The 22919-nt window shown below is 45.0% G+C and carries 24 protein-coding genes and 3 pseudogenes; 21 read left to right on the top strand and 6 right to left on the bottom strand.

Annotated features, from left to right (window positions below; all coding sequences use genetic code 11):
* Together A3848_RS16580 and A3848_RS16575 are read right to left on the bottom strand one after the other, a co-directional pair.
* Positions 1–335: pseudogene (locus A3848_RS16580) on the bottom strand (hypothetical protein); the annotation flags it as partial.
* Between the two features lie 125 nt (positions 336–460).
* On the bottom strand, positions 461–727 hold the full coding sequence (locus A3848_RS16575) for a hypothetical protein (protein ID WP_074086016.1): 267 nt from the start codon (positions 725–727) through the stop codon (positions 461–463).
* A gap of 58 nt (positions 728–785) precedes the next feature.
* Here A3848_RS16575 and A3848_RS16570 point away from each other — a divergent pair, with 58 nt between their 5' ends.
* From A3848_RS16570 to A3848_RS16505, 15 genes and pseudogenes are all read left to right on the top strand, one after another.
* Positions 786–1742, top strand: a complete 957-nt coding sequence (locus tag A3848_RS16570; protein WP_074086015.1) for an MBL fold metallo-hydrolase — start codon at positions 786–788, stop codon at positions 1740–1742.
* A gap of 431 nt (positions 1743–2173) precedes the next feature.
* On the top strand, positions 2174–2662 hold the full coding sequence (locus A3848_RS16565; protein ID WP_074086014.1) for an NUDIX hydrolase: 489 nt from the start codon (positions 2174–2176) through the stop codon (positions 2660–2662).
* A gap of 241 nt (positions 2663–2903) precedes the next feature.
* Entirely contained in the window at positions 2904–3719 is an 816-nt protein-coding gene (locus A3848_RS16560) for a nucleotidyltransferase domain-containing protein (protein WP_074086013.1), read from the top strand.
* Positions 3720–3792: 73 nt separating this feature from the next.
* Positions 3793–4441, top strand: a pseudogene (locus A3848_RS16555) (SAM-dependent methyltransferase).
* Between the two features lie 283 nt (positions 4442–4724).
* A complete protein-coding gene (arr, locus tag A3848_RS16550; RefSeq protein WP_074086012.1) occupies positions 4725–5141 on the top strand; it encodes an NAD(+)--rifampin ADP-ribosyltransferase in 417 nt (138 codons plus the stop codon).
* A gap of 138 nt (positions 5142–5279) precedes the next feature.
* Positions 5280–5417: a hypothetical protein gene (locus A3848_RS32370; protein WP_178382020.1), complete on the top strand. Its 138-nt coding sequence runs from the start codon at positions 5280–5282 to the stop codon at positions 5415–5417.
* A gap of 257 nt (positions 5418–5674) precedes the next feature.
* Positions 5675–5998, top strand: a complete 324-nt coding sequence (locus A3848_RS16545) for a hypothetical protein (protein ID WP_074086011.1) — start codon at positions 5675–5677, stop codon at positions 5996–5998.
* A gap of 314 nt (positions 5999–6312) precedes the next feature.
* Positions 6313–7932, top strand: a complete 1620-nt coding sequence (locus tag A3848_RS16540; RefSeq protein ID WP_074086010.1) for a sigma factor-like helix-turn-helix DNA-binding protein — start codon at positions 6313–6315, stop codon at positions 7930–7932.
* 39 nt (positions 7933–7971) lie between these two features.
* On the top strand, positions 7972–8538 hold the full coding sequence (locus A3848_RS16535) for a MarR family winged helix-turn-helix transcriptional regulator (protein WP_074086009.1): 567 nt from the start codon (positions 7972–7974) through the stop codon (positions 8536–8538).
* A 76-nt stretch (positions 8539–8614) separates the two neighbouring features.
* A complete protein-coding gene (locus A3848_RS16530; RefSeq protein ID WP_305953435.1) occupies positions 8615–9157 on the top strand; it encodes a hypothetical protein in 543 nt (180 codons plus the stop codon).
* Positions 9154–10020 carry an SDR family oxidoreductase gene (locus tag A3848_RS16525; protein WP_074086008.1) on the top strand — a complete coding sequence of 289 codons (867 nt, stop codon included), beginning with the start codon at positions 9154–9156 and terminating at the stop codon, positions 10018–10020. The genes A3848_RS16530 and A3848_RS16525 overlap by 4 nt, the downstream gene beginning before the upstream one ends.
* A 500-nt stretch (positions 10021–10520) precedes the next feature.
* Entirely contained in the window at positions 10521–11117 is a 597-nt protein-coding gene (locus A3848_RS16520) for a TetR/AcrR family transcriptional regulator (protein ID WP_074086007.1), read from the top strand.
* Positions 11114–11698 carry a hypothetical protein gene (locus A3848_RS16515; protein ID WP_074086006.1) on the top strand — a complete coding sequence of 195 codons (585 nt, stop codon included), beginning with the start codon at positions 11114–11116 and terminating at the stop codon, positions 11696–11698. The genes A3848_RS16520 and A3848_RS16515 overlap by 4 nt, the downstream gene beginning before the upstream one ends.
* 20 nt (positions 11699–11718) lie before the next feature.
* Positions 11719–11907: pseudogene (locus A3848_RS31795) on the top strand (hypothetical protein); the annotation flags it as partial.
* A 94-nt stretch (positions 11908–12001) separates the two neighbouring features.
* Positions 12002–13204 (top strand): macrolide family glycosyltransferase, encoded by a 1203-nt coding sequence (locus A3848_RS16505; RefSeq protein ID WP_074086005.1) that lies wholly within the window; start codon positions 12002–12004, stop codon positions 13202–13204.
* Between the two features lie 78 nt (positions 13205–13282).
* Here A3848_RS16505 and A3848_RS16500 read toward each other — a convergent pair whose 3' ends face one another.
* A complete protein-coding gene (locus A3848_RS16500) occupies positions 13283–14950 on the bottom strand; it encodes an ABC1 kinase family protein (protein ID WP_178382019.1) in 1668 nt (555 codons plus the stop codon).
* Between the two features lie 44 nt (positions 14951–14994).
* Positions 14995–15339, bottom strand: a complete 345-nt coding sequence (locus tag A3848_RS16495) for an AbrB/MazE/SpoVT family DNA-binding domain-containing protein (protein WP_074086003.1) — start codon at positions 15337–15339, stop codon at positions 14995–14997.
* Between the two features lie 157 nt (positions 15340–15496).
* Between A3848_RS16495 and A3848_RS16490 the strand changes: the two genes are divergently transcribed.
* The 3 genes from A3848_RS16490 to A3848_RS16480 all read left to right on the top strand — a co-directional run bounded on the left by A3848_RS16490 (position 15497) and on the right by A3848_RS16480 (position 18028).
* Complete coding sequence (locus A3848_RS16490; protein ID WP_074086002.1) at positions 15497–16066, top strand: TetR/AcrR family transcriptional regulator; 570 nt, start codon at positions 15497–15499, stop codon at positions 16064–16066.
* Positions 16067–16211: 145 nt separating this feature from the next.
* Positions 16212–17333 (top strand): ABC transporter permease, encoded by a 1122-nt coding sequence (locus A3848_RS16485; RefSeq protein WP_074086001.1) that lies wholly within the window; start codon positions 16212–16214, stop codon positions 17331–17333.
* Positions 17333–18028, top strand: coding sequence for an ABC transporter ATP-binding protein (locus A3848_RS16480; RefSeq protein ID WP_074086000.1), 696 nt, complete (start codon positions 17333–17335; stop codon positions 18026–18028). The genes A3848_RS16485 and A3848_RS16480 overlap by 1 nt, the downstream gene beginning before the upstream one ends.
* A gap of 82 nt (positions 18029–18110) precedes the next feature.
* Here the strand turns inward: A3848_RS16480 and pyk are convergent, their stop codons facing one another.
* A complete protein-coding gene (gene pyk, locus A3848_RS16475) occupies positions 18111–19541 on the bottom strand; it encodes a pyruvate kinase (protein ID WP_074085999.1) in 1431 nt (476 codons plus the stop codon).
* Positions 19542–19680: 139 nt separating this feature from the next.
* On the opposite strand from pyk, the gene A3848_RS16470 reads away from it, so the two are divergent.
* From A3848_RS16470 to A3848_RS16460, 3 genes are all read left to right on the top strand, one after another.
* The gene (locus A3848_RS16470) at positions 19681–20583 is read left to right on the top strand and encodes a LysR family transcriptional regulator (protein WP_074085998.1); all 903 of its coding nucleotides are present in this window, start codon (positions 19681–19683) and stop codon (positions 20581–20583) included.
* A 185-nt stretch (positions 20584–20768) separates the two neighbouring features.
* Entirely contained in the window at positions 20769–21737 is a 969-nt protein-coding gene (locus tag A3848_RS16465; RefSeq protein WP_074085997.1) for a helix-turn-helix transcriptional regulator, read from the top strand.
* Positions 21738–21857: 120 nt separating this feature from the next.
* Entirely contained in the window at positions 21858–22220 is a 363-nt protein-coding gene (locus A3848_RS16460; RefSeq protein WP_074085996.1) for a transporter, read from the top strand.
* 167 nt (positions 22221–22387) lie between these two features.
* Here A3848_RS16460 and A3848_RS16455 read toward each other — a convergent pair whose 3' ends face one another.
* Positions 22388–22870: a hypothetical protein gene (locus A3848_RS16455; RefSeq protein WP_074085995.1), complete on the bottom strand. Its 483-nt coding sequence runs from the start codon at positions 22868–22870 to the stop codon at positions 22388–22390.
* Between the last annotated feature and the right edge of the window lie 49 nt (positions 22871–22919).

The raw sequence follows: 22919 nt of genomic DNA, 5'->3' as shown, positions 1-22919 counted from the left end.
GAATCACCACCGCCGCCGCCGCTGTCGTGTCCGCCGCTATGACCGCGGCCATCCCAGCCACCGTGGCTGCCATGGCCGCTGTCCCAACTGCTCCCGCCGTGGTTATGGTTGTTGTGGCCGCTATTTCCGTTGTCCCCGTTATGATGATGGCCGGAATGATGTTTGTGGCTGTCGTCACCAGGGGTTAGGTCGGCTCCCGTTCCCGTGAAGAAGAAACTGTCGGCGGAGTTGTTCCTGTCCCTCCCGCTAATGCCCCGTTTATTGTTGTTATCTTTCAGAATGGCCTTGGCGACGATAAATACGAATACTACAATAACAATAATACCAATACCCAAACCTATCCCTCCTGATTATTCTAATCTGATAACTTTATATTTCCATCATCAACCTTTTGAAAGTGCCTGTCTATCCAAATTGTACCATAATAATATTCTAACACTTTATTTTTCAGTCTAATACATTATTTCCTTCTGACACTGCAGGTCGTGCGCCGGGTGGCGCCGCTCTGACTACAGACCTGAAGAAAAAGAGCATCATGGATGCAGCCGACCAGTAGCAGCTTTAGCAATCCAGCCGTAGGTACGCCGGAGGTGAGAAGGACTTTTTTCTGGAAAAGTGCCGGAACTACGTCGCGCAGTTCTGGCGAAATGATCGGTTCATGAATATCGTGCTCGATGATCGGGTTGTTGAAGAATCTATCTTGCGCCTGCTTCCCGGAAAAAATCATTGTCTACCTCATGGATATGGCATATAATCTATTCCCATATTGGAAGGGAGAGGTGAGTATGAAAAATAGGATAGAAACATTTAGAGGTTCCGAGCACTTTCGGCTGAATCATGTCGCTGATAGTGTAATTGCAGCGATTGCGGTTCCAGGTACCGGTTCTTTGGGAAATGCAGCAATCATTGATCTAGGGGATACTACTCTTGTCGTGGATACTTTCTCGACAATACAGGCTGCAGAGGATTTGAAAGCAGCCGCAGAGTACCTTACGGGAAACCCCGTATCCTATGTAATCAACACCCATTGGCACAGTGACCATACCTCTGGAAATCAAGTGTTTCTACCTGCGGCACAGATTATTTCAACATCAACAACCCGTGAGGTTATGAATACTTTTGCCAGAGACAGGTTAGCCCAATATCGGGAAAACACGGAGCAGATGGTTCAGGCTATCGAAGAATTTGAGGAGCAAATACAACAAGAGACAGATGAGAAGCTAAAAAAGGAAATGGAATGGGAAAATGCTAGTGACCGTGAGTTTATGAAGATGCTCCCCGATCTGGTACATTCGCTGCCGACGATAACTTTTGATCAACAAATGACCATACATGGCAGTAATCGTAGTATTGTGCTCCTTACATTTGGCGGGGGGCACACGCAAAGTGATGGAATCGTGTACATTCCGGAAGACAAAATTCTCATAATAGGGGATCTGGTGCTCTCAAAGCATCACCCGGTTTTGGCGTATGCAAATCCTCAGGAATGGCTGAATATTTTGGAGCAGGTAGAACTGCTGGATGTAGAAGCGATCGTACCGGGACATGGCGAAGTATGCTCTTTGCAAGAGCTTCACGAAGTGAAGGGATATCTAACCTATATAATGGAAATCGTGGCAGAAGCCGTTCAAAACAAGCAAAGCATTGATGAGATTGATATACCGGAAGTGTATCATAACTGGTACTTTACTACATACTTTAAGACGAATTTGAATAAGGTTTATGACATAATCACTAATTAACCCGCCTGGCCGGGAGGCCTTTCTGGCCCGTGTCTTCCGGATCTTCTGCAGCACAGTCTCAAGCTGGTCGCATCGGAATGGACCGTTTTTACTGTTGTTTTGCATTCGGGATATAATCGGCAGCTGAGTGGCTTGAATAAGTTATTTCAGCCAGTAAGGATAGTGGAGAGTAAAGCATTACTCAAATTTGATTGGTTATATGGAAGGAGCCTTATGGCTCCTTTTTGTATCTGATAAACGAACCGCAGTTTCGCTACGAAGCTGGCCAAACCGGCACTTTGGGGAGACACTCGACGGATTGAAACAAATCGTTAACTGCTATGGGGACATGAGAGGGGTAAATCTGAAGTAGCATATAAATCTACGAAGCAGGAAGGTACAGGAAACACGTGGAAGTAATATACAACTTCACCGTATTAGGAGGTCGTGAAATGGCGTTTCCGACACATATTGTATCTGCAGGCGGAATTGTAGAAGGTGGAAATGGAAATATCCTATTAGTAAAAGCCCATGACGATGGTTGGGTGTTTCCTGGTGGGATAACTGAGGTTGGAGAAAACCTCATTGATGGCGTGATTCGTGAAATCAAAGAGGAAAGTGGAATAGACGCCACTGTTAGCCATTTAATTAGTGTTATTTCGAATACAGCAGTCCATAAGTGGTATGACGGTGTGACTGATGTTCCTACGAAGGTCATGTTTGATTTCGTGTGCAAAGCTGTGGGTGGAGAGTTGACTACTTCTGATGAAACTAGCGAGTGCAGGTGGGTTCCAAAGGATAGTGTACTGGATTTAATTGCTTTACCCGCAATCCGCTTGCGTTATGAAGCTTATTTGAACTTTAACGGCTCTGTGAATTATATGGAGTACGTCACTGCGACAACGAAAGAATGTATGGTCAAGCTTCAAAGGCGGATTTAGTTGCACGAGGGCAATACTTCCGAAACGGATTTTTTTGGCAGGGTTATGTCACCGGAACGGCGCAAAAAATAGTTGAATTTGGTTTTGAAGGGTTAGGCTAAGACAAGGTATTTTCTATACTTCAATGGCTAAAAAATCGTTAAAGTGGGACGAGGCTGTGTTTTTATTCAGTGTCCCCATTAGCTCAACCATATAACATAAGATGGGAATGTAAAATTAAAATAATAATGGAGCGATCTTAATGTTGACGCAATCCTTTGAAGACGAAATACTTGAACAAACCTTGTCCATATTTGTTGATGATATCCGAGCCATTCTTGATAGAAAGTTGCGAAGTATTTACCTTTACGGTTCGGCCATCCACAATGATTTATCGCCCGGATACGGGGATTTGGATTTTCTCGTCATCATTGGAGAGGACCTTAGCCCAGACGAAATCGAACTTTTAAACAAACAAAGATCCAATTATAGATCATCCCTGCTTAGAAGATCCGCCGATAAACAAATCCTGAGCCTCTACACCGATATGCTTGAGGGTGCCTTTCTTACGATTAATATGCTGAGCGGGGAAACGGGCAGTGGCTTGTGGTGGGGAACAAAGAGCGAATCCGTCTGGACCGAAAATCAATTAGACCTGTTCACCCTATACACGATCAAGGAGCAGAGTATCTTATTGTATGGTGAGTCCGATCTAGACCATATTCCATCGTTCTCGAGGGAAGAGTTCATTAGCTTTTTTAAGGAGTATGCCATGTGTATGCGGAAGTTTGGCAAGGGAAATAGCCTTCATTCCATCGACTGGCTCCTCTTAACTTCCAAATTTATAGCTTGGTGGGAGGAAGGGGTCGTCCTGTCTAAAAGCCAAGCAGCCGATTGGGGAATTTCACATCTTAGTGGCGGATGGAAAGAGAATTTGAAGAGATGCAAGGAGCTAAGGAAGGATCCATCCATGGCAACACATCTAGAGTATTCCGAATGGCTCAGTAATTTGGAGCCAGCCATTATTGAAGCATCATATGATCTGGATAGAGCTCTCGAACGGGAAACCCCTAGATGAACAAATGGTTGCTGCTGGTGAGAAAATAGTCAGTCTAGTCATCCCATTTTGGAGCGGTAGAGGTGATTTGAACATGAATGAATTAGAATATAAAGATTTTTATGATAAAGTCGGCAAAATTAATGGTTGGGATTTTAGTAAATTGCAGGTAACGTCAGAAGGGATAGAGTGGAATTTTTATGAGGAAGTGATAAGAAGGTCTAAAGGCACGGATGTTCTTCTGGATGTAGGAACAGGGGGCGGAGAAAATGTACTATCCATCGCTTCTTCATTCCATTCTGTATTTGGAATTTTCCTTTGATTCGATTGACGTTGTTTCGTGTTGTCACGCGCCATTCTTCTCCAATGAAGTGGCTAAGGTATTAAAGAATGGTGGAACTTTTTTGACGCAGCAAGTAAGTGAAGGGGATAAGCTGGATTTAAAAAATGCCTTTGGTCGCGGGCAGGCGTTTGGAGTTGCCGATGGAACATTAAAAGAGACATATATAAGGGAACTTAAAGAGGCGGGTTTTCAATCCGTAGAATCCTTCGATTACAATGCCGTAGATTACTATCACAGACCAGAAGATCTGTTGTTCTTGCTTAAACACACACCCATTATTCCCCACTTCGGTTATGAGGACAAGGACTTTCAAATTCTAAATGATTTCATTGAAAACAATCAAACACCTAAGGGAATTATTACAAATTCTAAAAGGTTCTTAATTATAGCTATAAAATAACTTCATAGTAGAGCGCCTCCTTAATGGTCGATTACAGAGGCGTTCTTTTTTGTTATTGTTACCGAAATTAAAAAAGATGTTTGCCGAAAAGAAGAGGAATCCTAGTCCTTTAATGGTGGTGTTGTCGAGGGATATGGTGAGGATCGGGCTGTTGGAATACCAAAGATCATACTCTCTACTTATATTATAACCTCATTTGGAATTTATTTATAGACTACTTTTTGCCCCCCTTTAGCCTTATACTCTTATACGAAAGTCTAAAACAAAAAGGGGTGTGCCATATATGAATGACAAAAAAAACATCTTAGATCCAGGTCCGTTCTTTCATGGTACTAAAGCAGAATTGAAAATCGGAGACTTGCTTGAACCATTGTATTTATCCAATTATCAGGATAAAAAATCTAATCATATATATTTCACTGCAACATTAGACGCTGCTAAATGGGGTGCTGAATTAGCAAAATCTAAATCAAAAGAGAGAATTTATATTGTAGAGCCAGTAGGTGAATTCGAAAATGATCCGAACTTAACGGATAAAAGATTCCCTGGAAACCCAACACGTTCATATAGGTCTAAATCGCCATTGAAAATATTGGCTGAATTAAGTTCATGGGAAAGACATTCCGATGATGAAATAAATCATATGCTTATATCTTTAAAAAAGCTAACTGAAGAAGGAAAGAATATAATATATGATTGAATCTTGCATTATTAAGTCTCCCACTGAACAACAGATAAAAGCTAGTGAGTGGTTACCAGTTTCTATTGTAAAAATTTTTCTTTAGTGGTACTCCTTACTGGGAGTAATTAATTCAACTAATGGGGTTCCTAATTAAGTGTGTTGCTTAAAGTGTTGTATCTGCAGGCGGATTTAGTTGTACGAGGGCAATACTTCCTAAACGGTTTTTTTGGGCAAGGTTATGCCACCGAAGCAGCGCAAAAGGAAGTTGAATTTGGTTTTGAAGGGTTAGGTTGATAATTAAGCATAAGGGTTCCGCATATTAGTCATGTATAATATGTGGAACCCTTTATTTTGATGTGAATTTATAAATTATAATTATTGATAAAACACGCCCTATCACACGATCCGCCATATAGGTTAATCATTCCCCCGCTGAGGATGATATGGAGAGCGGTGAACATGGCTTAAAGACTGTTCTAGCTTAATTTTTATTCAGTGAAGACTTTCAATATGTAGCCAAGGGGCAACAATTTGCAGGGGAGTGAAATGAAGTGGCAATAAAAAGACCGTTTGGTACGGGTTCATTTGCAATAGTTGTTTTAGCTTTAGGGTTCTTATTTAATTTTAAATTTCAAAACGGATTCATGTTTAGCCATTATCTTTTTAAGTTATTCAATTGGGATATATATACGAATGAAACCGAGGGGTATCACATTCCATTTATGGCTGCTATTGTATTTTGGTTACCGGCAGTGATCATTTCGAAAAAATATCATAATCATTTTGGAACTTCTTTGTGTTATAGGGTGGGAGGAGTTATGTTGATTCTTAGTATTATTGTGTTTGCAGTTTACTTGTTTGGGACTCTTGTATAGAAACAAGCGATGATTATGGTTCGTCATTTGATTAAGCTCTAACGGGAAACGATAGTGGAATAAACACAACTAGGCAGCCGCCTTTTTTTTGCCGGCTGCTTTTTGTTGAATAATGGGTACAAATGCGTGCGGGGTATTGGGAGCAAGTTAATTCTCTGGTCAAATGAGCGTGCAAAAGAGCGAGGATTCCATATTATTCCAAATCACACTCCGTATCCGTCCGAAACAAAAAGTTTTCTTAAACCACCCAACCTTTTTCGTTTTCGCTGCAGTATATATTGGAGTGCCACTCGATAACAAGGAGCTTTTAGAACATGAATAAACAACATGCTGATCGTGTCATCAAGGATTACATCAAGCCGCTATATGGTTTTGCTTTGAACAAGACGGGAAAGATTGGCGAAGCCGAGGAGCTGGCGGGAAGAATTACGCTGGAAGTATACCAAGCACTTCTCAAAAAGACAGAGTTATTGGATCTGAACAGCTATGTCTTTAAGATTGCGCATTATGTGTGGGCGAAATTCGTAGGAGAGAAAGTGAAAGCTTCCAACCAAATGCAGATTGATGATAGTGAGGTGATGTCCAGAGACGAGGGCTATGGCGAGATTATCCGTCAAGAAACGGCTGGCGCATTGCGGCGGGAAATAGCATTTTTATCTCACCAGCAAAGGGAAATCGTTGTCAAGTACTACTACGGTGGAATGAAAATTAGCGAAATCGCGGCTGAGATGGGTCTATCTGGCGGCACGATCAAATGGCACTTATTTGAAGCAAAAAAGGAGCTGAAACACAAGATGAACACAATTCGATCGATGGGTAATCTGGGCATTAATCCGATTCGTATGACAAATTTAGGGCATAGCGGATCCCCAGGAAACAAAGGCGACACCGCCGACTTTTTAGCGACGGCGATCAGACAAAACATCGCTTTCTCAACGTATCACAAGCCGCTCACGGTTAATGAAATCGCCGAAGAACTGGGCATTTCACCTGTATTTATCGAGGATGAAATCGAATCACTGGAAGAATACGGTTTCATGGATAAACTACCGGGTGGAAAGTATCGTACCAATATGTACATCGAAGATCCGTCCTCTATAAAAAGCGAGATATTACACTCATTGTACAAAGAATATGCGGAGATTGCCGTCGAGCATTATTTCAAGACATTTTTCTCGATGGGTGAAGTGTTCCAAGAGACGGGTGTCTACATTCCAGGCGGCGATGTCAATCTGCTGCTATGGAGCCTCATTCCGTATGCTGGTAATCAATTGAGCTTCAAAGAACACAATAAGATTAGCCATGAAGAGGTTTCCGTCAGCCGAAAAGATGGCGGCCATTACGTTGCTCATGCAACGATCCACAGAGAGTTTGACGTCAGTTTCGATCCAAAACAATATTATTATTGCGGCGATATGAATCGGGATTCCGATGAACATGCACTAAGGGTATGGCAGGTCGATACGTGGTGGTGCGGCAGACAGGGCGGTTGGCGAGATAATCTGAGTTCGGATTTTGTCAGTCTGATGCATGTGATCAAAGGTGATTTACCACAGAACGATGTGAACATTGACGCCTATCGCCGTCTTTTCGACAAACAATATTTACTGCGAACGGAATCTGACCTTGAAGTTAACATTGTTTATTGCAAGGATAAGCAAACAGGAGAACGTCTGCGTGCGGCGATTCCGCAACCGTCCGAACGAATCAAAGAAGCTGCGGCGAAATTGGATCAAGCTGTTTATCAAGTGAACCTCGATGGACAACCCGATCATGCGCATAAATATGTGCGCTACTGGTCACAGAACTGCATGGCGTCGGGAATAATACGTGCCTTCGTACTCAAACATTTAGTGGACATCGGCATGTTAAAAGTGCCTGATCTGCATCGGAAAAATGGCATTTCCACAATTATGTTCATGAATCAAAGCTAGCTGCTTGACACGAAAGTGATTAGGAGCCATACTATATGTATGACCAACGATAAGAAAATAATAAATGACATTGAAGCTATTCCCTCGCTTGTACAATCCAAGCGTCAGATTGACCGCTATAACCTAGATATAGACGCACAGGCTATACTCGTAGCGTCTAGGCTAATGGCAGCGGGAGCCCAGCTTGGGCATGCCTCGGAGATTCATTTCTCTAGATTCGGCTTATCAACAGGTCGATATCGTTTATTGGCAGATCTTGAAGATTACGAAGGAGAAGAGTTGCCATCGCAATTAGCGGAGCATCTAGGCGTTACACGTGCTACAGTGACAGGTCTGATCGACATTCTTGAACGGGATGGCCTAGTATCTAGGCGATTAAGCTCAGAAGATGGCCGTCAGAGATCGGTCCTTTTGACGGAAGAAGGAGCGAAGAAGCTGCGTGAAATGGCTCCTGAGCATTTCGCTTGGCTGGAAGCCATGGTGGGATTACTCAGTATCGATGAGCGCAGCGTATTTCTCGACTTGCTAGGCCGGGTTACACAAGGCATCTCTGCACTTACGGACGAACGAAGCTTGAAACCAAAGGGAAACATCAGTAATGAGTAAAATGGGCTAGTGATGCTAGCCTATTTTTACTCCTATATAGTTAGGTTCCTAATTATAATTTGCTGGAAGCAATCGATTGAATGATTTTTTAGAAGAAGGGAGCAACGAAATGAGCCAGATGAAATGCCCGAATCAGACAGATGATGTTTACGGTATCAAGACTGTTGGTTCCAGGAAAAAGACTTTTGTACTGTGGCGTGAAGTTGTAATGGCCTATGCTGCTCCTGCCATCATGGCAGGTATTGGGGGATTGGTTACTGCTGATAGGGGGCTTCAAATAGGGGCATTAACCACAATCGGCGGTGCATCGGCCTTGATGGCCTTGATAATTGGCCTTTTATTACGCAGCCGAGTGGGCCATATGCGATGGGTCATCGGTGCACCTCACTTGGTTGTGGTAGGGGGGTTCGCATTGGCCGGGTCCTTATGTGGCCTATGTGCCGCATGGATAACATCTGATTTATTAGAAATTAGGATTCCGGGCAACCACTTGGCCTGGGTCGATCGCGTCTGGACCGATTTCCCGTTGTCCGGATTTATAGCAAGTACGATAGTGACATGGCGGTGGCGTCTTGCCGTCACAACTAATTTTTCATCCAAAAGGAGAATAAAAAAATGATCGTTATTGTGGGAGCAACAGGTACGATAGGCAGTGCGCTTTTGGAACGTTTGGTTGATCTTGGCGTGCCCGTCAGGGCGCTGAGCAGAGAGCCAGCGAAGTTGCGTAATCAGATCGGAGAAAAAGGCCGGTCGACTATCGAGGTCGCATTGGCAGATGCCGCTGACCCCGAATCGCTCCGCCGCGCGTTTACAGGTGCCAGCCAGCTCTTTCTCGCCATGTCCAACAGTCCAAGACAAATCGAATTGGAAACTTCAATCATTCAGATTGCAGCCGAATCTGGAATCAAACACATCGTGAAAATATCCAGCCCTGCCTTTGAGCAGAGCTCTCCAGTAGCAGTCGCTGGCTGGCATCAAGAAATCGAGAAAGTGCTGAGGGAATCAGGTCTCACTCACACCGTGTTACGCCCCTATGCGTTCATGCAAAACTTAATGCGCCTTGCACCAACGGTTACAGCCCAAAATGTTTTCTTCGGCTCCATGGGCGATTCACCGTGTAACTTCATTGACTGTCGCGATATCGCAGATGTTGCCGCAGAAGCTCTAACCAACCCTGAGGTATCGGGCCAAATATATACGCTTACGGGTTCGGAGATTTTCAGTTATCCCCAGATCGCGGGTCAACTATCCGTTCTGCTCAATCGGCCGATAAGTTACATCAACATGGAACCCCAAGAACTACTCCATAATCTTATCGAATACGGGCATATGCCTCCTTGGCTTGCGAACCACGTTGTGGAAATTCAAACCATGTCTACGGTGATTCCAGAAATTCCAAATGACACTGTGAAGCGCTTGCTCGGCAGAGAGCCGCGCACGCTAGACGCTTTTCTGCATGAGTGTGTAGAAAATTTCCGGTAGAGGCAGACCCCGCCTGTTATGAAATTGGTGTCATTAGCAGCATCTAACGGGTTACATTAGCACCATGACAATAGGCAGCCGAGATCATCGGCTGCCTATTCAGCTAACGTGCAGAGTGGCGTATTGTGGGAACGGGGATTTTTGACCTTAAGTCATGATAACAGGTAAGATAGTTTAAGGTACATTCTGGTGAACCGTATCATAAGTAGGGGCAAGTTTTTAAAAAAAAGCTCGCACGAGCCTGTATTTACATCATGCCAACCATTGACTGAGATTGGATCACGTTCAATGTAAAAGGTTGCGTAAACAGGCACTTGCGAGTTTGTTTGTTGTACGAAACAATAAGATACCAGAACTTCTGTATACTTACCGTAAGAAACTGCTCTGCTGCTGTATTTGCCGGAACAAAAAATCATATTGACATTTTGCTGAAACGATAATAACGTACGTTATATAACATTCGTTATTTTATATACTTATTGTATGGGGAGTTGGAAAAAATGCCTCCAAAAGCAGAGGTCACTAAAGAACAGGTTTCCAATGCAGCGTTTGAGTTGACCAGACAAGAGGGATTCGGGATACTGACAGCCAGAAATATCGCTCTAAAACTGAAATGCTCTACTCAACCGGTATACCGATTGTACAGGAGCATGGAAGAGGTCAAAGAGAATGTTTTCAGACGTGCTGTTGATTACGCTTTAGTAGAGATCAAAAGCTACAACAATGAAAAAAATGAGCCTGCTATGAACTTGGCGGTTGGTTGTTTGCTTTTTGCTCAATCCGAGAAGCAGCTTTTTCGTTTATTGTTTTTGTCCGATTACAGCAGTGACTACACCAGGAACAATAATGACATCATTGCGGAGGAGATCTATAATGCGTTCTTACAGCTCGACCCACAGCTATGTACCATGAACACAACTAAGGCTCGGGAACTGTTTAAGAAGCTTTCGGCGTATTGGCTAGGAATTGGGGTCATGATCCATATGAATTCGCACGAACTGACCATTGACGAGGCGATAGTCATGCTGGAGGAAATGTATCATGTACTGAAGCGTAGTGCAATGCTGGGAGTAGTCATTAAGGAGGAACAATCATGATTACATATCTGACGCATTATTACAGACAAGGTGACCCGCCGTTCCGCAGCTTATCCGCATTATGCGATGCAGAAGCGATTGCCGTTATGGAGTCTCTGTATGAGGATAACCCATTAGCTGATAGATTCAAGGAGCCGGCTCAATATATGAATAACAGAAGACAGGTTGAACAATGGGTGAAGAATGAATTTATAGCAAAGGGAGGAGAACCCAAGGAAAACTATCCACTCTATGCAGTACTCGGCTACTCTCATTGGATGGAAGAAAACTTGTCCTTCCTTGAATTAAGCAGCCTGCGTGTTCCGCTTACAATTTTTTCGCACGGAGATATTAGCTTCACGTATCCGGATAGTATGGTTACCTACTGGCTTGGAATGGACAAGGAATCTGCTCATTATCAATCCCAGTATCACGGTAAAATCTTTACCCTCTCTGACTTGGATAGGCTGAGGCATATTTACGGTGCGCCGGAAGATAAGGGGAGAACTGCGCTTTGGGAAGGCATGGGCCCCTATATCGAATATATTGAAGCTCAAATCTGGAACCAACAGCCACTGTCTGATTACTTGAAGACAATCTAACCTGAGTTGGGGAACTACGCCGCAAGCTGCAGCCCATCAGTCCGAAAGCTTTGACAAACCGCTTGCGTTTATTTGAGGAGAAGGGAATCGTCACTCGTACTCTTTATCAGGATGGCCTTAAAACTTGCCGTTACAGACAGCGCGGTGAACCGTATCATAAGGGAACGGGCGAGACTGCTTGGGGTGCATCGAATTCTAACCCGGTCTAGAGTACAGTATACTTAAGCGTATGCTTCCGAAGCTAGTTGTGCACGAAGTAAATCGAAGAAGTATATGCTAACAAAACTCTGAGGAGTGGTGTATATGGCGCGTGTTCTATTTATTAATGGCGGATCAGAGGGGCACATCAATCCAACGATCGGAATTGTGCAAGAGCTTATTCTGCGTGGGGAAGAGGTGGTGTACTTTTGTGTAGAAGCTTTCCGGGAGCGTATGGAGAAGACGGGGGCTTCGGTACGGACATTTGACGATCAAAAGTTTATAAAAGCCTTTATCTCAGGCGGGAGAGACTATGTACTCGAGAGAATTAACGGTCTTTTACTTACGGCAGATATCGTCATACCAAGCGTTCTTGAACAGATCGAAGGAGAGCATTTCGATTACATCATCCATGATTCCATGTTTGGTTGCGGACATTTACTTGCTCAAATTCTTAAGCTTCCTGCAGTCAACTCGTGTACTTCTTTTGCACAGACAAAAGATTCATTCGATAACATGCTGGAACCGTTTTTCACGGATGTCTCAACAGAAATAGCTAAACCTATATACAATAAATTTCAAAGCCTGACGGCAATGATAAGGGAAAAATACGAGGTGGAGATCCATTCTCCTTACGAAGTGTTTTGTAATCCTGCGCCGCTTACAATAGTTTATACAACCAGAGAGTTTCAACCGGGTGAAGAAGCATTCGACCAAACTTATAAATTTGTGGGTCCATCCATCTCTTCGAGATTCACGCAAGAAAACCTCGACTTACCGGCAATCAAGGGGAAGAACCTCATTTACATTTCACTGGGTACGGTATTTAACCAAGCCATCGATTTTTATAAGCTTTGTTTTGAGGCATTTAAGAACACAGATCATTCTATTGTTATGGCCATTGGAAATAAGGTTCAAATTTCAGATTTAGGAGAAGTTCCTAGAAACTTCATTGTAAAAAATTACGTTCCACAAACGGATGTCTTACAATACGCGAAATTATTCATTACTCATGGCGGAATGAACAGTACTGTTGAAAGTCTCCACTATGGGGTTCCTCTGGTTGTAATTCCACAAAGCGCGGATCAGCCGGTCGTTGCCAGGCAAGTCGCCAACATCGGAGCAGGCATTCAATTACAAATGCAAAATTTGACCGTAAATCAACTGCGTGAAGCTGTAGACCATGTGATGGGCCACTCATCTTTCAAGAAAGTTGCCGCAAGGCTTAGGGAATCCTTTGGAAAGGCAGGCGGGTATTATCAAGCCGTTGACGAGATATTAGTCTTTAAAAGTCAAAATCACCTCTAAAGGCCAGGATTCGGTAAAAAGGGCTGACCCAAGCAGCCATTTGATGGCTTTTGGGTCAGCTCCTTCTGTATTTGGCAGTTATTCATGCGAATTAAACTTTGGCCTTTCCAATCTATTATTTTCACGCATGGCTCTCATCTGCCTTGCATGTCTCACATCACGGCGGCGTTCTCTCACTTTGAGTTGGCTAAGCATAATGAGCAACCCCAGAGTGCCTAGCACATACGAAACGATATGACTCACTTCATTCCACATGTTTGCAGCAGTCAGAAGGAATACTGCGCCAATGATGGTTGCTATAATTCGCTCTGTATTCTTATTTTGCGTATCTATCAATTTTTTCTCAAAGGAACTTGATAGCTTTACCCGTAAATTTCCGCTATCCATTTTATCTACTGCCGAAATGAACTTCTTGGTTGTAGGAAGGATTCCTTTGAGAAGATTCTTGCCTTCATCTACAACGTTGGAGAAGACACTTCCCCGCAGATCGCTGCGCACAACCTCTTCAACATAAGGCTTAACGGTCCCAATCAAATCAAGCTCAGGGTCCAGTCCCGTACAGAGCCCATACACTGTGCCTATGGCTTTTCCCAAAAATGTTGTATTTGCAGGTAATTGAAAGGGCTGAGAGTAGAGGAAATCCCTTAATTCTTCAGCATTGTCACCTGACGTCACAAAACTGAGGTCAAACGTATCCCCGTTGATTTGTTCAAATAATGACGTAAGATTCCTTGAAAATACCTCTAAATCTCCATTTCGTCTTAAAAATCTCAAACGGGTAAGGGCGTCGATGGCGCCGTGAGCATCTTTTAAATACACGGCCATTAGAAGGGCTACCATCTGCGCCTTCATATCATCGGCAATTCGTCCAACCATTCCAAAATCGATTAATGCGATGGTGCCGTCAGGCTGTACGAGAACATTGCCCGGGTGCGGATCTGCGTGAAAGAACCCTTCTAATAGAATCTGTTCTACGAAGATTTCGATCAGTGACTTCGCTAATTTTGTCCGGTCCACACCCCAGGCATCAAGCTGGGCGAAATTGTTTATTTTTACGCCTTCCAAAAACTCCATGGTTAAAACCTTAGAAGTGGTATAGGACCAATGAATGGCTGGAACGACGACATCATCCCGATGGATAAACTGCAGCTGAAATTCCTCTGCATTTTGTCCCTCTTTTTGGTAATCGAGCTCTTCCATCACGGTGTCGTGGAACTCATCATACACCGCATCAAGGTCCATGAAGTCTGCCATCTTTGTCCAGCGTTTTAATAATCGAATAGCAACTTGTATGGATTTCCAATCAATGGCGATAATGTCCTCGACCCCGGGACGCATAACTTTTACTGCAACGTCTTCACCTGTCCGTAATGTCGCCCGATGTACCTGTCCTAAGGAAGCCGCTGCGATAGGAGTTGGACTAAACTCAGCAAAAATCTCGCTAATGGATGCTCCGAGTTCACGCTCTACCTTCTGCTGTATCTCGGAAAAATCTACGGAATCTACGGAATCCTGCAGCTTTGACAACTCATCAATCATTTCCTTCGGCAAAATATCCACTTGCGCACTCACATGCTGCCCAAGCTTGATAATTAAACCACCCATATCCATGGCGGTCTTCGTAAAATACGTTGCCTGTTTTCGATATAAGGCTTTTGTTTTCGCTTCAAAGCGCCGTCCCGAAATAAAATGCTTTTGCCTGCCCAGCCACCAGAAATCCCAAGCGAACTTAAAAATCATCCGCATGGTTCTTCTGAACCGGAGATCCTTCATCAATTTAAAGAATTCGCTCATCCTTTTTCGTCGGCCTCAGGTCCTTTTTCATCGACCTCAGGTTCATGAGCCTCATCTTCAGGAATAGTAGTGTTTTTATCGAAGATCGCTTGGGCCATACTTTCAAACTTTTTCGAAGCGCTCATGAAGAAATCCGCAAATTTGTTGAACATTTCTGCTTTGACCAGAATGACGGCTCCCTTGCGCTTATTCCCGAAGACGATGAATTTCTCTCCTGGCTTGAGTTCAAGTTCTTCCCTTGCTTCTCTTGGAATAACAATTTGTCCTCTCTCACCCATTGATGTGGTTCCCAGCACTTTGCCATGCCCGAATCCATGACTATTCTCTTTTTTCTGATGCATCATCAATCTCTCCTTTGATAGACAATCTACATAATAGTATGATATTTCATACTAATCATATTTTCAATGACTGTGTTGAGTTTTGAACGGGGAAAATACAATAAGCGTAATTTTTTGTTACAATGAGACTACTGAACAGTTAGGGGCGGTGATCAACATGGGAAGAAAGCAGGCTTTTACCAAATCGGAGTTGCTGGACCAGACCAAGCAGTTGCTCCTGCAACACGGATATGAGGGGTTTCAGCTTAAATTGTTATCGCAGAACCTGGTTGGGGCAAGAAGTACAATATACCAGTATTATGCCAATAAAGACGAGATCGTTGCTGCATGTATGAAGCGCGTAATGGAAAATGTACTACGAAAAGCGTCAGCGATTGATGAGACGGATGGTATGATCGCTCTTCAGAATCTGCTTACAGTGTATCTGGAAGAGGCTGATTTCCACCAATTGCTTGGAGATGCTCATAAAATAAATATAGCCAATTCTGTTGCGGCAGCGAGTGATCTTGAATTTGTTGAGCAAGCACATATCACTTTAAAGAATCAACTTGAGCTATTGTTTGTCCGTGCGCAGGAAGAGGGACACTTAAAAACAAGCATTCCCCTTCCGGTCATCATAGGCGTCTATTTTAACCTTATCGAAACGCCTAATATGCTGAACATGCCTACACCTGAGTGGAGTAAGCTATTGTACAAAATGTGGCTGGGGGGAGCTGGAAGGGACTGAGGTCCATTTCCATTTATTATATTTGACATGCGTGTCGAAAATGGTTCATACTATATTAATAACAAGTCAGCAAAAATACAAAGAGATACCAGATGTTTAATTTGACACTTGTGTCATTTATTTAAGAGGAGGAGAGGGATACACTATGTTCTTGGCATGGAAGGAATTGAAACACAACAAGACAAGGTTTGTGATGATTGCAGTTATTTTTGTGCTTATTTCTTGGTTGGTATTTGTTTTATCGGGTTTGGGGAATGGGTTATCTACACTGGCGGCTTCGACGTTTAAAACCATGAAGGCCGATTATGTGGTTTTCGAACAAGGGTCGAAAGCGTCAATGAGTAAGTCTTTATTGTCTAATGAGTTGACCGCAAAATTAACAGAAATGCCGAATGTTAGCGCCGTTTCTCCAATGGGCACCATCATGGCATCGGCAATCAAAGGAAATGGTGCAGTCAATGAGGATAAAGTAGATATAGCTATTATTGGTATTGATCCGGGAAGCTTTTTAGAGCCGTCGATTATTGAAGGTGTGGGACTGACAACCGAGAATATGACGAAAGTTATCGTCAATAAGACCATGAAAGAGAAGGGATTTCATCTTGGGGACACCTTCAAGCTGGATGGTTCAACGGAATCATTGACTATTGCCGGTTTTGTCCAGAATCAGACGTACAACCATGTATCTGCTGTTTTCATACCTATTACAGAGTGGCGAAAACTTGCGTTTGCAGCACCAGGCTCAGACAAAGGGGTCACGGAACCAGTTAATGCGATCATGCTTCAAGGTAAGGATATTGACCCTAAGGCCATCAATGAAGAATTGGCGGGGACCGAAACAGTTACCCGTGCAGCAGCGGTGCAGGGAATGCCCGGTTACAAAGAAGAGAATGGCACGATCATGATGATGCTTGCGTTCCTGCTTACGATCTCGGCATTCGTACTTGGTGTGTTCTTCTATGTATTTACAATGCAGAAGACGAACCAGTTCGGAATCATGAAGGCTATCGGAGCTAAGAATGGGTTCTTGGGCAAAGCCGTCGTCTCACAGGTGTTTGTATTGTCGCTCTCTAGCATTATCGTTGGCATAATCCTAACTTATGCGACAGCGGCAATCATGCCAAAAGGCATGCCTTTTATGCTTGAAACCAAGCTGGTATTGACGTATTCCATCATTTTACTAGTGATTTCCTTGCTTAGTTCCTTGGTGTCCGTACGCATGATTTCGAAAATTGATCCGCTTCAAGCGCTTGGGAGGGTTGAATAATGACTAAGGGATTGCAAATTACAGGGGCTTCAAAATATTACAATGAAGGAATGAATCGTATTCCAGCACTAGATAACGTATCCATAAATGTGCAAACTGGAGAGTTCGTTGCGGTAGTGGGACCTTCCGGTTCGGGTAAAAGTACCTTCTTATCCGTTGCGGGTGCATTGCTTAAAGCCACTGAAGGAGAAGTTATATTAAATGGGCAGGATATATCGAAGCTGTCAGGCAACCAACTATCGGACATCCGGTTGCGTGAGATTGGCTTCATCATGCAGGCTTCAAATTTGGTTCCATACCTGAATGTTCTTGAACAATTGCTTGTGGTGAAGCGGATGGCGGGAAAAGTTGCCGCAGCTGATAAAGCTTTTGCCGTAAAATTGCTTGAAGAACTAGGGCTAGGCGCCAAGCTGAAGAGCTACCCGGAGGAGCTGTCTGGGGGCGAGAAACAGCGTACCGCCATTGCCCGGGCGTTAATTAACGATCCCCATGTCATATTGGCCGACGAGCCTACAGCAAGCCTGGATACCAAACGCGCCCATGAGGTTGTCTCCTTGATTGCCCATGAGGTAAGAACACGCCATAAAGCGGCGATTATGGTGACTCATGATGACCGGATGCTCACCTACTGCGATAAGGTATACCGGATGGAAGACGGTAAATTATCGTTAGTGCCAGCAGGAAGGCTTGTATAGGGACGCAGGGTAAAACAAAAAGGGTATAACAAAACAATCCGTAGCAGGTGCGATAGGCTCCTGCTACGGATTGTTTTACTTTTTAGAGCGCTTCGCCTACTTGGTGAACCCGCAGCAGGTTGGTAGTTCCGGTGCGGCCTGCAGGGACGCCTGCGGTGATGACCACCAGGTCGCCATCTTGCACGTAGCCGGCCGACTTGGCCAGTTCAACGGCGGCTGCTACCGCTGCATCAGTGCTGGAAGCGGACTCGCTGCGGAGCAGCGGGGTTACCCCCCAAGTCAAGGACAGGGCATACAGTACGCTCTCCTTGGTGGATACAGCGATGACCGGTGCAGCCGGCTTGTGCTTGGCGATGGTGCGGGCGGTAAAGCCGCTTTCGGTCAAGGCGAGAATAGCCTTGGCGGAGAGCACGAGGGCCGTATGGGCAACGGCTTCGCCGATGGCGCCGGTTACGTCGGTGGAAGCCCCGTCACCCTCACAGCTGCAGCGGCCGTAGAGTCCCAGGGCGGATTCGGCGCGGGCGGCGATGCGGGCCATGGTCTCGACAGACTCCAGCGGGTACTTGCCTGCAGCGGATTCGCCGGACAGCATAACGGAATCAGTGCCGTCGAAGATGGCGTTGGCGACGTCGCCCGCTTCCGCACGGGTCGGACGCGGGTTCATCTGCATGGACTCCAGCATGTGGGTGGCGGTGATGACGGGTTTACCGGCCAGGTTGCACTTCTTGATCATCTCTTTCTGAACCAGCGGCACGTCCTCCACCGGTAGATCTACGCCCAGGTCGCCGCGGGCTACCATCAGGCCGTCGGCTACGCTCAGGATGGCGTCCAGGTTCTCCACACCCTCGTCATTTTCGATCTTGGCGATGACTTGGATATGGCCGGCGTTGTGCTCGCTGAGGATACGTTTGATTTCGAGAATGTCTTCGGCTTTGCGGACGAAGGATTGGGCGATGATGTCGATGTTCTGCTCAATGCCGAACTTGATGTGCCGGACGTCTTTCTCGGTTACCCCGGGAAGGCTGGTTTGGACGCCGGGAACATTGACGCCCTTGCGCTGCTTCAGCTTGCCGCCGTTCTTGATAAGGCAGGTGATCTCGGTGCCTTCGGCATGTACGACCTCCAGACGGACCAGACCGTCATCGATCAGGATGATGCTGCCGGGCTTCACATCTTGGGGCAGCTGCTTGTAGGTGACTTGAATGCGGTCCTTGGTGCCGAGCACTTCCTCGGTGGTCAGAACCACGGCTTCACCCGGTACCAGCTCCGCGTAGTCCAAGGCCATTTTGCCGATGCGGATTTCCGGACCTTTGATGTCGAGCAGGACGGCAACGTATTGGTTCAGCTCTTTGGCTGCTTCCCGGATGCGCCGGATGCGCTCCGCGTGCTCGTCCAGCTCTCCGTGGGCGAAGTTCAGGCGGGCAACATTCATACCGGCTTGGATCAGCTTCCGTAGCATTTCAGGGCTTTCGCTGGAGGGACCGATGGTGCAGACGATTTTAGTTTTGCGCATAACTTTTCTCTCCTTTATATTTAACGTTGAACTCTTGTGAAAACTTTCTCTAACTCATACAATAAAGCATAATGATTTATCAGAAAAATATATATATTTTCGTTATTCATCAATTTTGATGTAGAAGGCAGGTTATCTTATGAATCTTCACGCCCTTAAAATATTCCACACCATCGCCGAAAAAGGCGGAGTCACCCGCGCCGCGGAGGAACTACGGATCAGCCAGCCTGCGGTTACGGCCCAAATACGCAACCTGGAGAAGGAGCTGGGTATCCAACTGTTGGTCTCCAAGGGGCGTGGCATTCTATTGACCGATGCGGGGCAGATGCTGGCCAGCCACGCCAAACGGCTGTTTGCGCTGGAGCGGGAGCTGGATGAAGTGGTCCGGGAATACAAGGCCGGGTTCAGCGGTATCCTGCGGATCGTCGCCACCTATCTGCCAGCCAATCTGCTGCTGCCGGAATGGCTGGCTCTCTTCAAGCAGGAGCATCCTTCCGTAGAGGTGGTCTTGACCACGGCCAACTCCCGGGAAGCAGTGGATGGGCTACTGCAGTATGATGCGGAGGTAGCCGTCTACGGAGGCGGCTGGGAAGAGCAGCCGGGTATCGAATGGGAGGAGCTTCTGGAGGACGAGCTCTGGTTTATTGTACCCAAAAACCATCCATACGCCGGGAAGGAAATTACATTAGCGGAAATGATGAAGGTTCCTTTCATTCTGCGTGAAGAGGGAAGCTCTACCCGGGAGCGTCTTTTCTCCTTGTGCCGGGCTTTGAACGTGAATCCTCCCAAGGTCGGTCTGCAATTTAACGGGGTGAACGAGATGGTTCGGGCTGTCATGGCTGGCTACGGAGCCATCTTTATCTCCTCCCTGGCCGTAAGGGACAATGTCGAGCGCGGAGAAGTGGACCGTGTGAGGGTCAAAGGCGCTTCGCTGTTGAATCCGATTGCTGTCTGTACCCGGAAGCAGGAGACGTTGTCGCCGGCTGCGGAAGCATTCCTCTCACTGGTCCGGGAGCAGTCGAAAGGGCGGGCAGGAAATTAACTGTTCCGGCGGGGCAAGTCACTACCCCTAATTAGGAGCATGATTTTGAATGAACTAACACTTTCTTCAAAAACTTTTCTTCAAAAGCATATTCGATGGTCTCTTTTCCGCAAGTAGAATCAAGCAATGCAGTATCCATCACTCTACAATGACTATAGAGTGGTTGAAACGAGGTGAACAGTCGAATGCACGAGTGGCACAAGCAAATCCAAATCATCGTTAATGAAATTGACGAGTGTATTAAGAATCGTAACAGTGAAGCCATAACGCTACGATTTCTTTCTCGCAAGTTAGGTTATTCCGAATTTCATACTACGAGAAAATTCAAGGAAATATCGGGTATGCAATTTAGGGATTATCTGCGGCATAGAAAATTAGCCTTTGCACTAAAAGAGGTTCGGGATAGTGAGAGAAGTATTTTGGATATTGCTTTTGATTATGGTTTTTCATCACATGAAGCATTTACCAGGGCTTTCAAGGGAACATATGGTGTAACTCCAAGTGAATACCGAAAAAAGCCTAGGCCTGTCGCCCTTCGTACAAAAATAAACTCTTTCGACCGCTACTTTTTCGGATTGGGAGAGATTGGGATGATCAAATCTGCAGATGAGGTTAACATTTATTTTGTAACCATTCCCGCACACCAATTTTTGCACATTAAAAACTATGAGAGTAACGGGTATTGGGATTTTTGGCAAAAGCAAAGTCTTATTCCGGGACAGGACTGCGAAACCATTTGCGGCTTACTCGATAGTATTAAGGGCAAATTGGATGACGATGGCGGGAGTGAATCTAACGGTGGCAGCGGTCAGATTATGGCTTACATTAATGACCCGGCTGGCAGACTCTGTGATTGGGGTATTCCACGTATAGAGTGTTTTGGTGTACGTCTTCCTTTGGATTATACAGGTGAAGTACCGTCACAAATGCTTATGATTGATGTTCCCGAAGCCGAGTATATTGTTTTTGAACATGGGCCATTCAATTATGAGCACGAAAATCGTGTTGTAGAGGAAAAGATGGAAAGCGGAATGGCAACTTTTGATTTTGCAGACACTGGTTACCGCTTTGATACTTCCCCTGGGAGAATCATTTACGTGTATCACGATCCGGAGCGGTTTTTGAAGTATATCAGGCCAGTACGGAAGTTATAATCCATAAAAAGAACCTGCCCCATGGGATAGGTGCTTTACTCTTTATGGGCATTCGCCCAAGCGCCCTTTCCGCGAATGCATATGATGATTATGCATACTCATTGAAAGGAGCGATCACATATGGGATTTTTTCCAACGCCGGGAACCGGGGGAGGGTTTCCGGGCGGACCTGGCGTGCCGGGAGGTGGAGGTCCCGGGACTCCGGGACTTCCAGGAGGTGCACCGGGAGGCGTTCAAGCGCCGACGGCTCCTCCACCGCAATTCGTGCCGCAAATGTCGGCCACCACATTTGCCGTCGATCCCGGCGGGATCAGACGCTGCCTGTTCCGTAACACATACATTTGGCTGAACAACGGCGAGCAATTCTGGTTCTACCCGGAATTCGTCGGGCGAAATTCGATTGCGGGGTTCAGATGGTTCGGTTTCTTCTGGGGATACTTCGGTATCGATTTGAATCGGATTAGCTCGTTCACCTGCTTCTAAGGCAGACAGCGAAAGAGAACAGCCTGCGGACTGTTCTCTTTGTTGTGCGGCGTGCCCTGAGGTACGCATTTATCTAGTTGGTGAAAGTCCAACCAAGGGAGGGGCCAAGCCACGCCTCTCCTTTATTTTCCAAAAGGGGAGGTTTCTGCGTATGTATATGATGTAATTCATCTTAATTCTTCCACAAAATAACAAAGTTTCCTGTTTGGAAAATATATAACAACTAATCTATCAGATTCATAATTGAACTCTTGCCATAAGTAAACTTGATTAAAATTTGGCATTTTATCTTTAGAAACATCTAAGCGCTTCAATATATTCTCAACATATTTTTTTATATCTCTTTCATTATCATGAAGAGTATCCCCGGAATATTTATTAATAGTCTTTCTTCCGCTTGTTGACTCTAATATTGAGGAAAAGTGTTTTTCTTTAGTTTTAAAAATAGTATAGCGTATCCCATCCCCGTGAAATCCACCTTGATTTGTATATTGATCAAGTTCCTTGAATTTGGAAGGCAATTTCAATTGCCAATTCCTCTCATATTGTCTTTTGTGCGAGAAATTGTTCTTTGCTTCGTTCCATAGATATGCCGGCAATAAAATGGCAACGATAACAACAATAACCACCAAAATATTTATGACTCTCATTTCCATCCTCCAAAGGCCTTTTCAAAATTTGTCTATCCTATTCTATTAT

The organism is Paenibacillus sp. P32E (assembly GCF_001909085.1).
Taxonomy (GTDB): domain Bacteria; phylum Bacillota; class Bacilli; order Paenibacillales; family Paenibacillaceae; genus Paenibacillus_AQ; species Paenibacillus_AQ helianthi.
The sequence above is the reverse complement of the archived record's forward strand: the minus strand, read 5'-3'. Positions and strand labels throughout refer to the sequence as shown.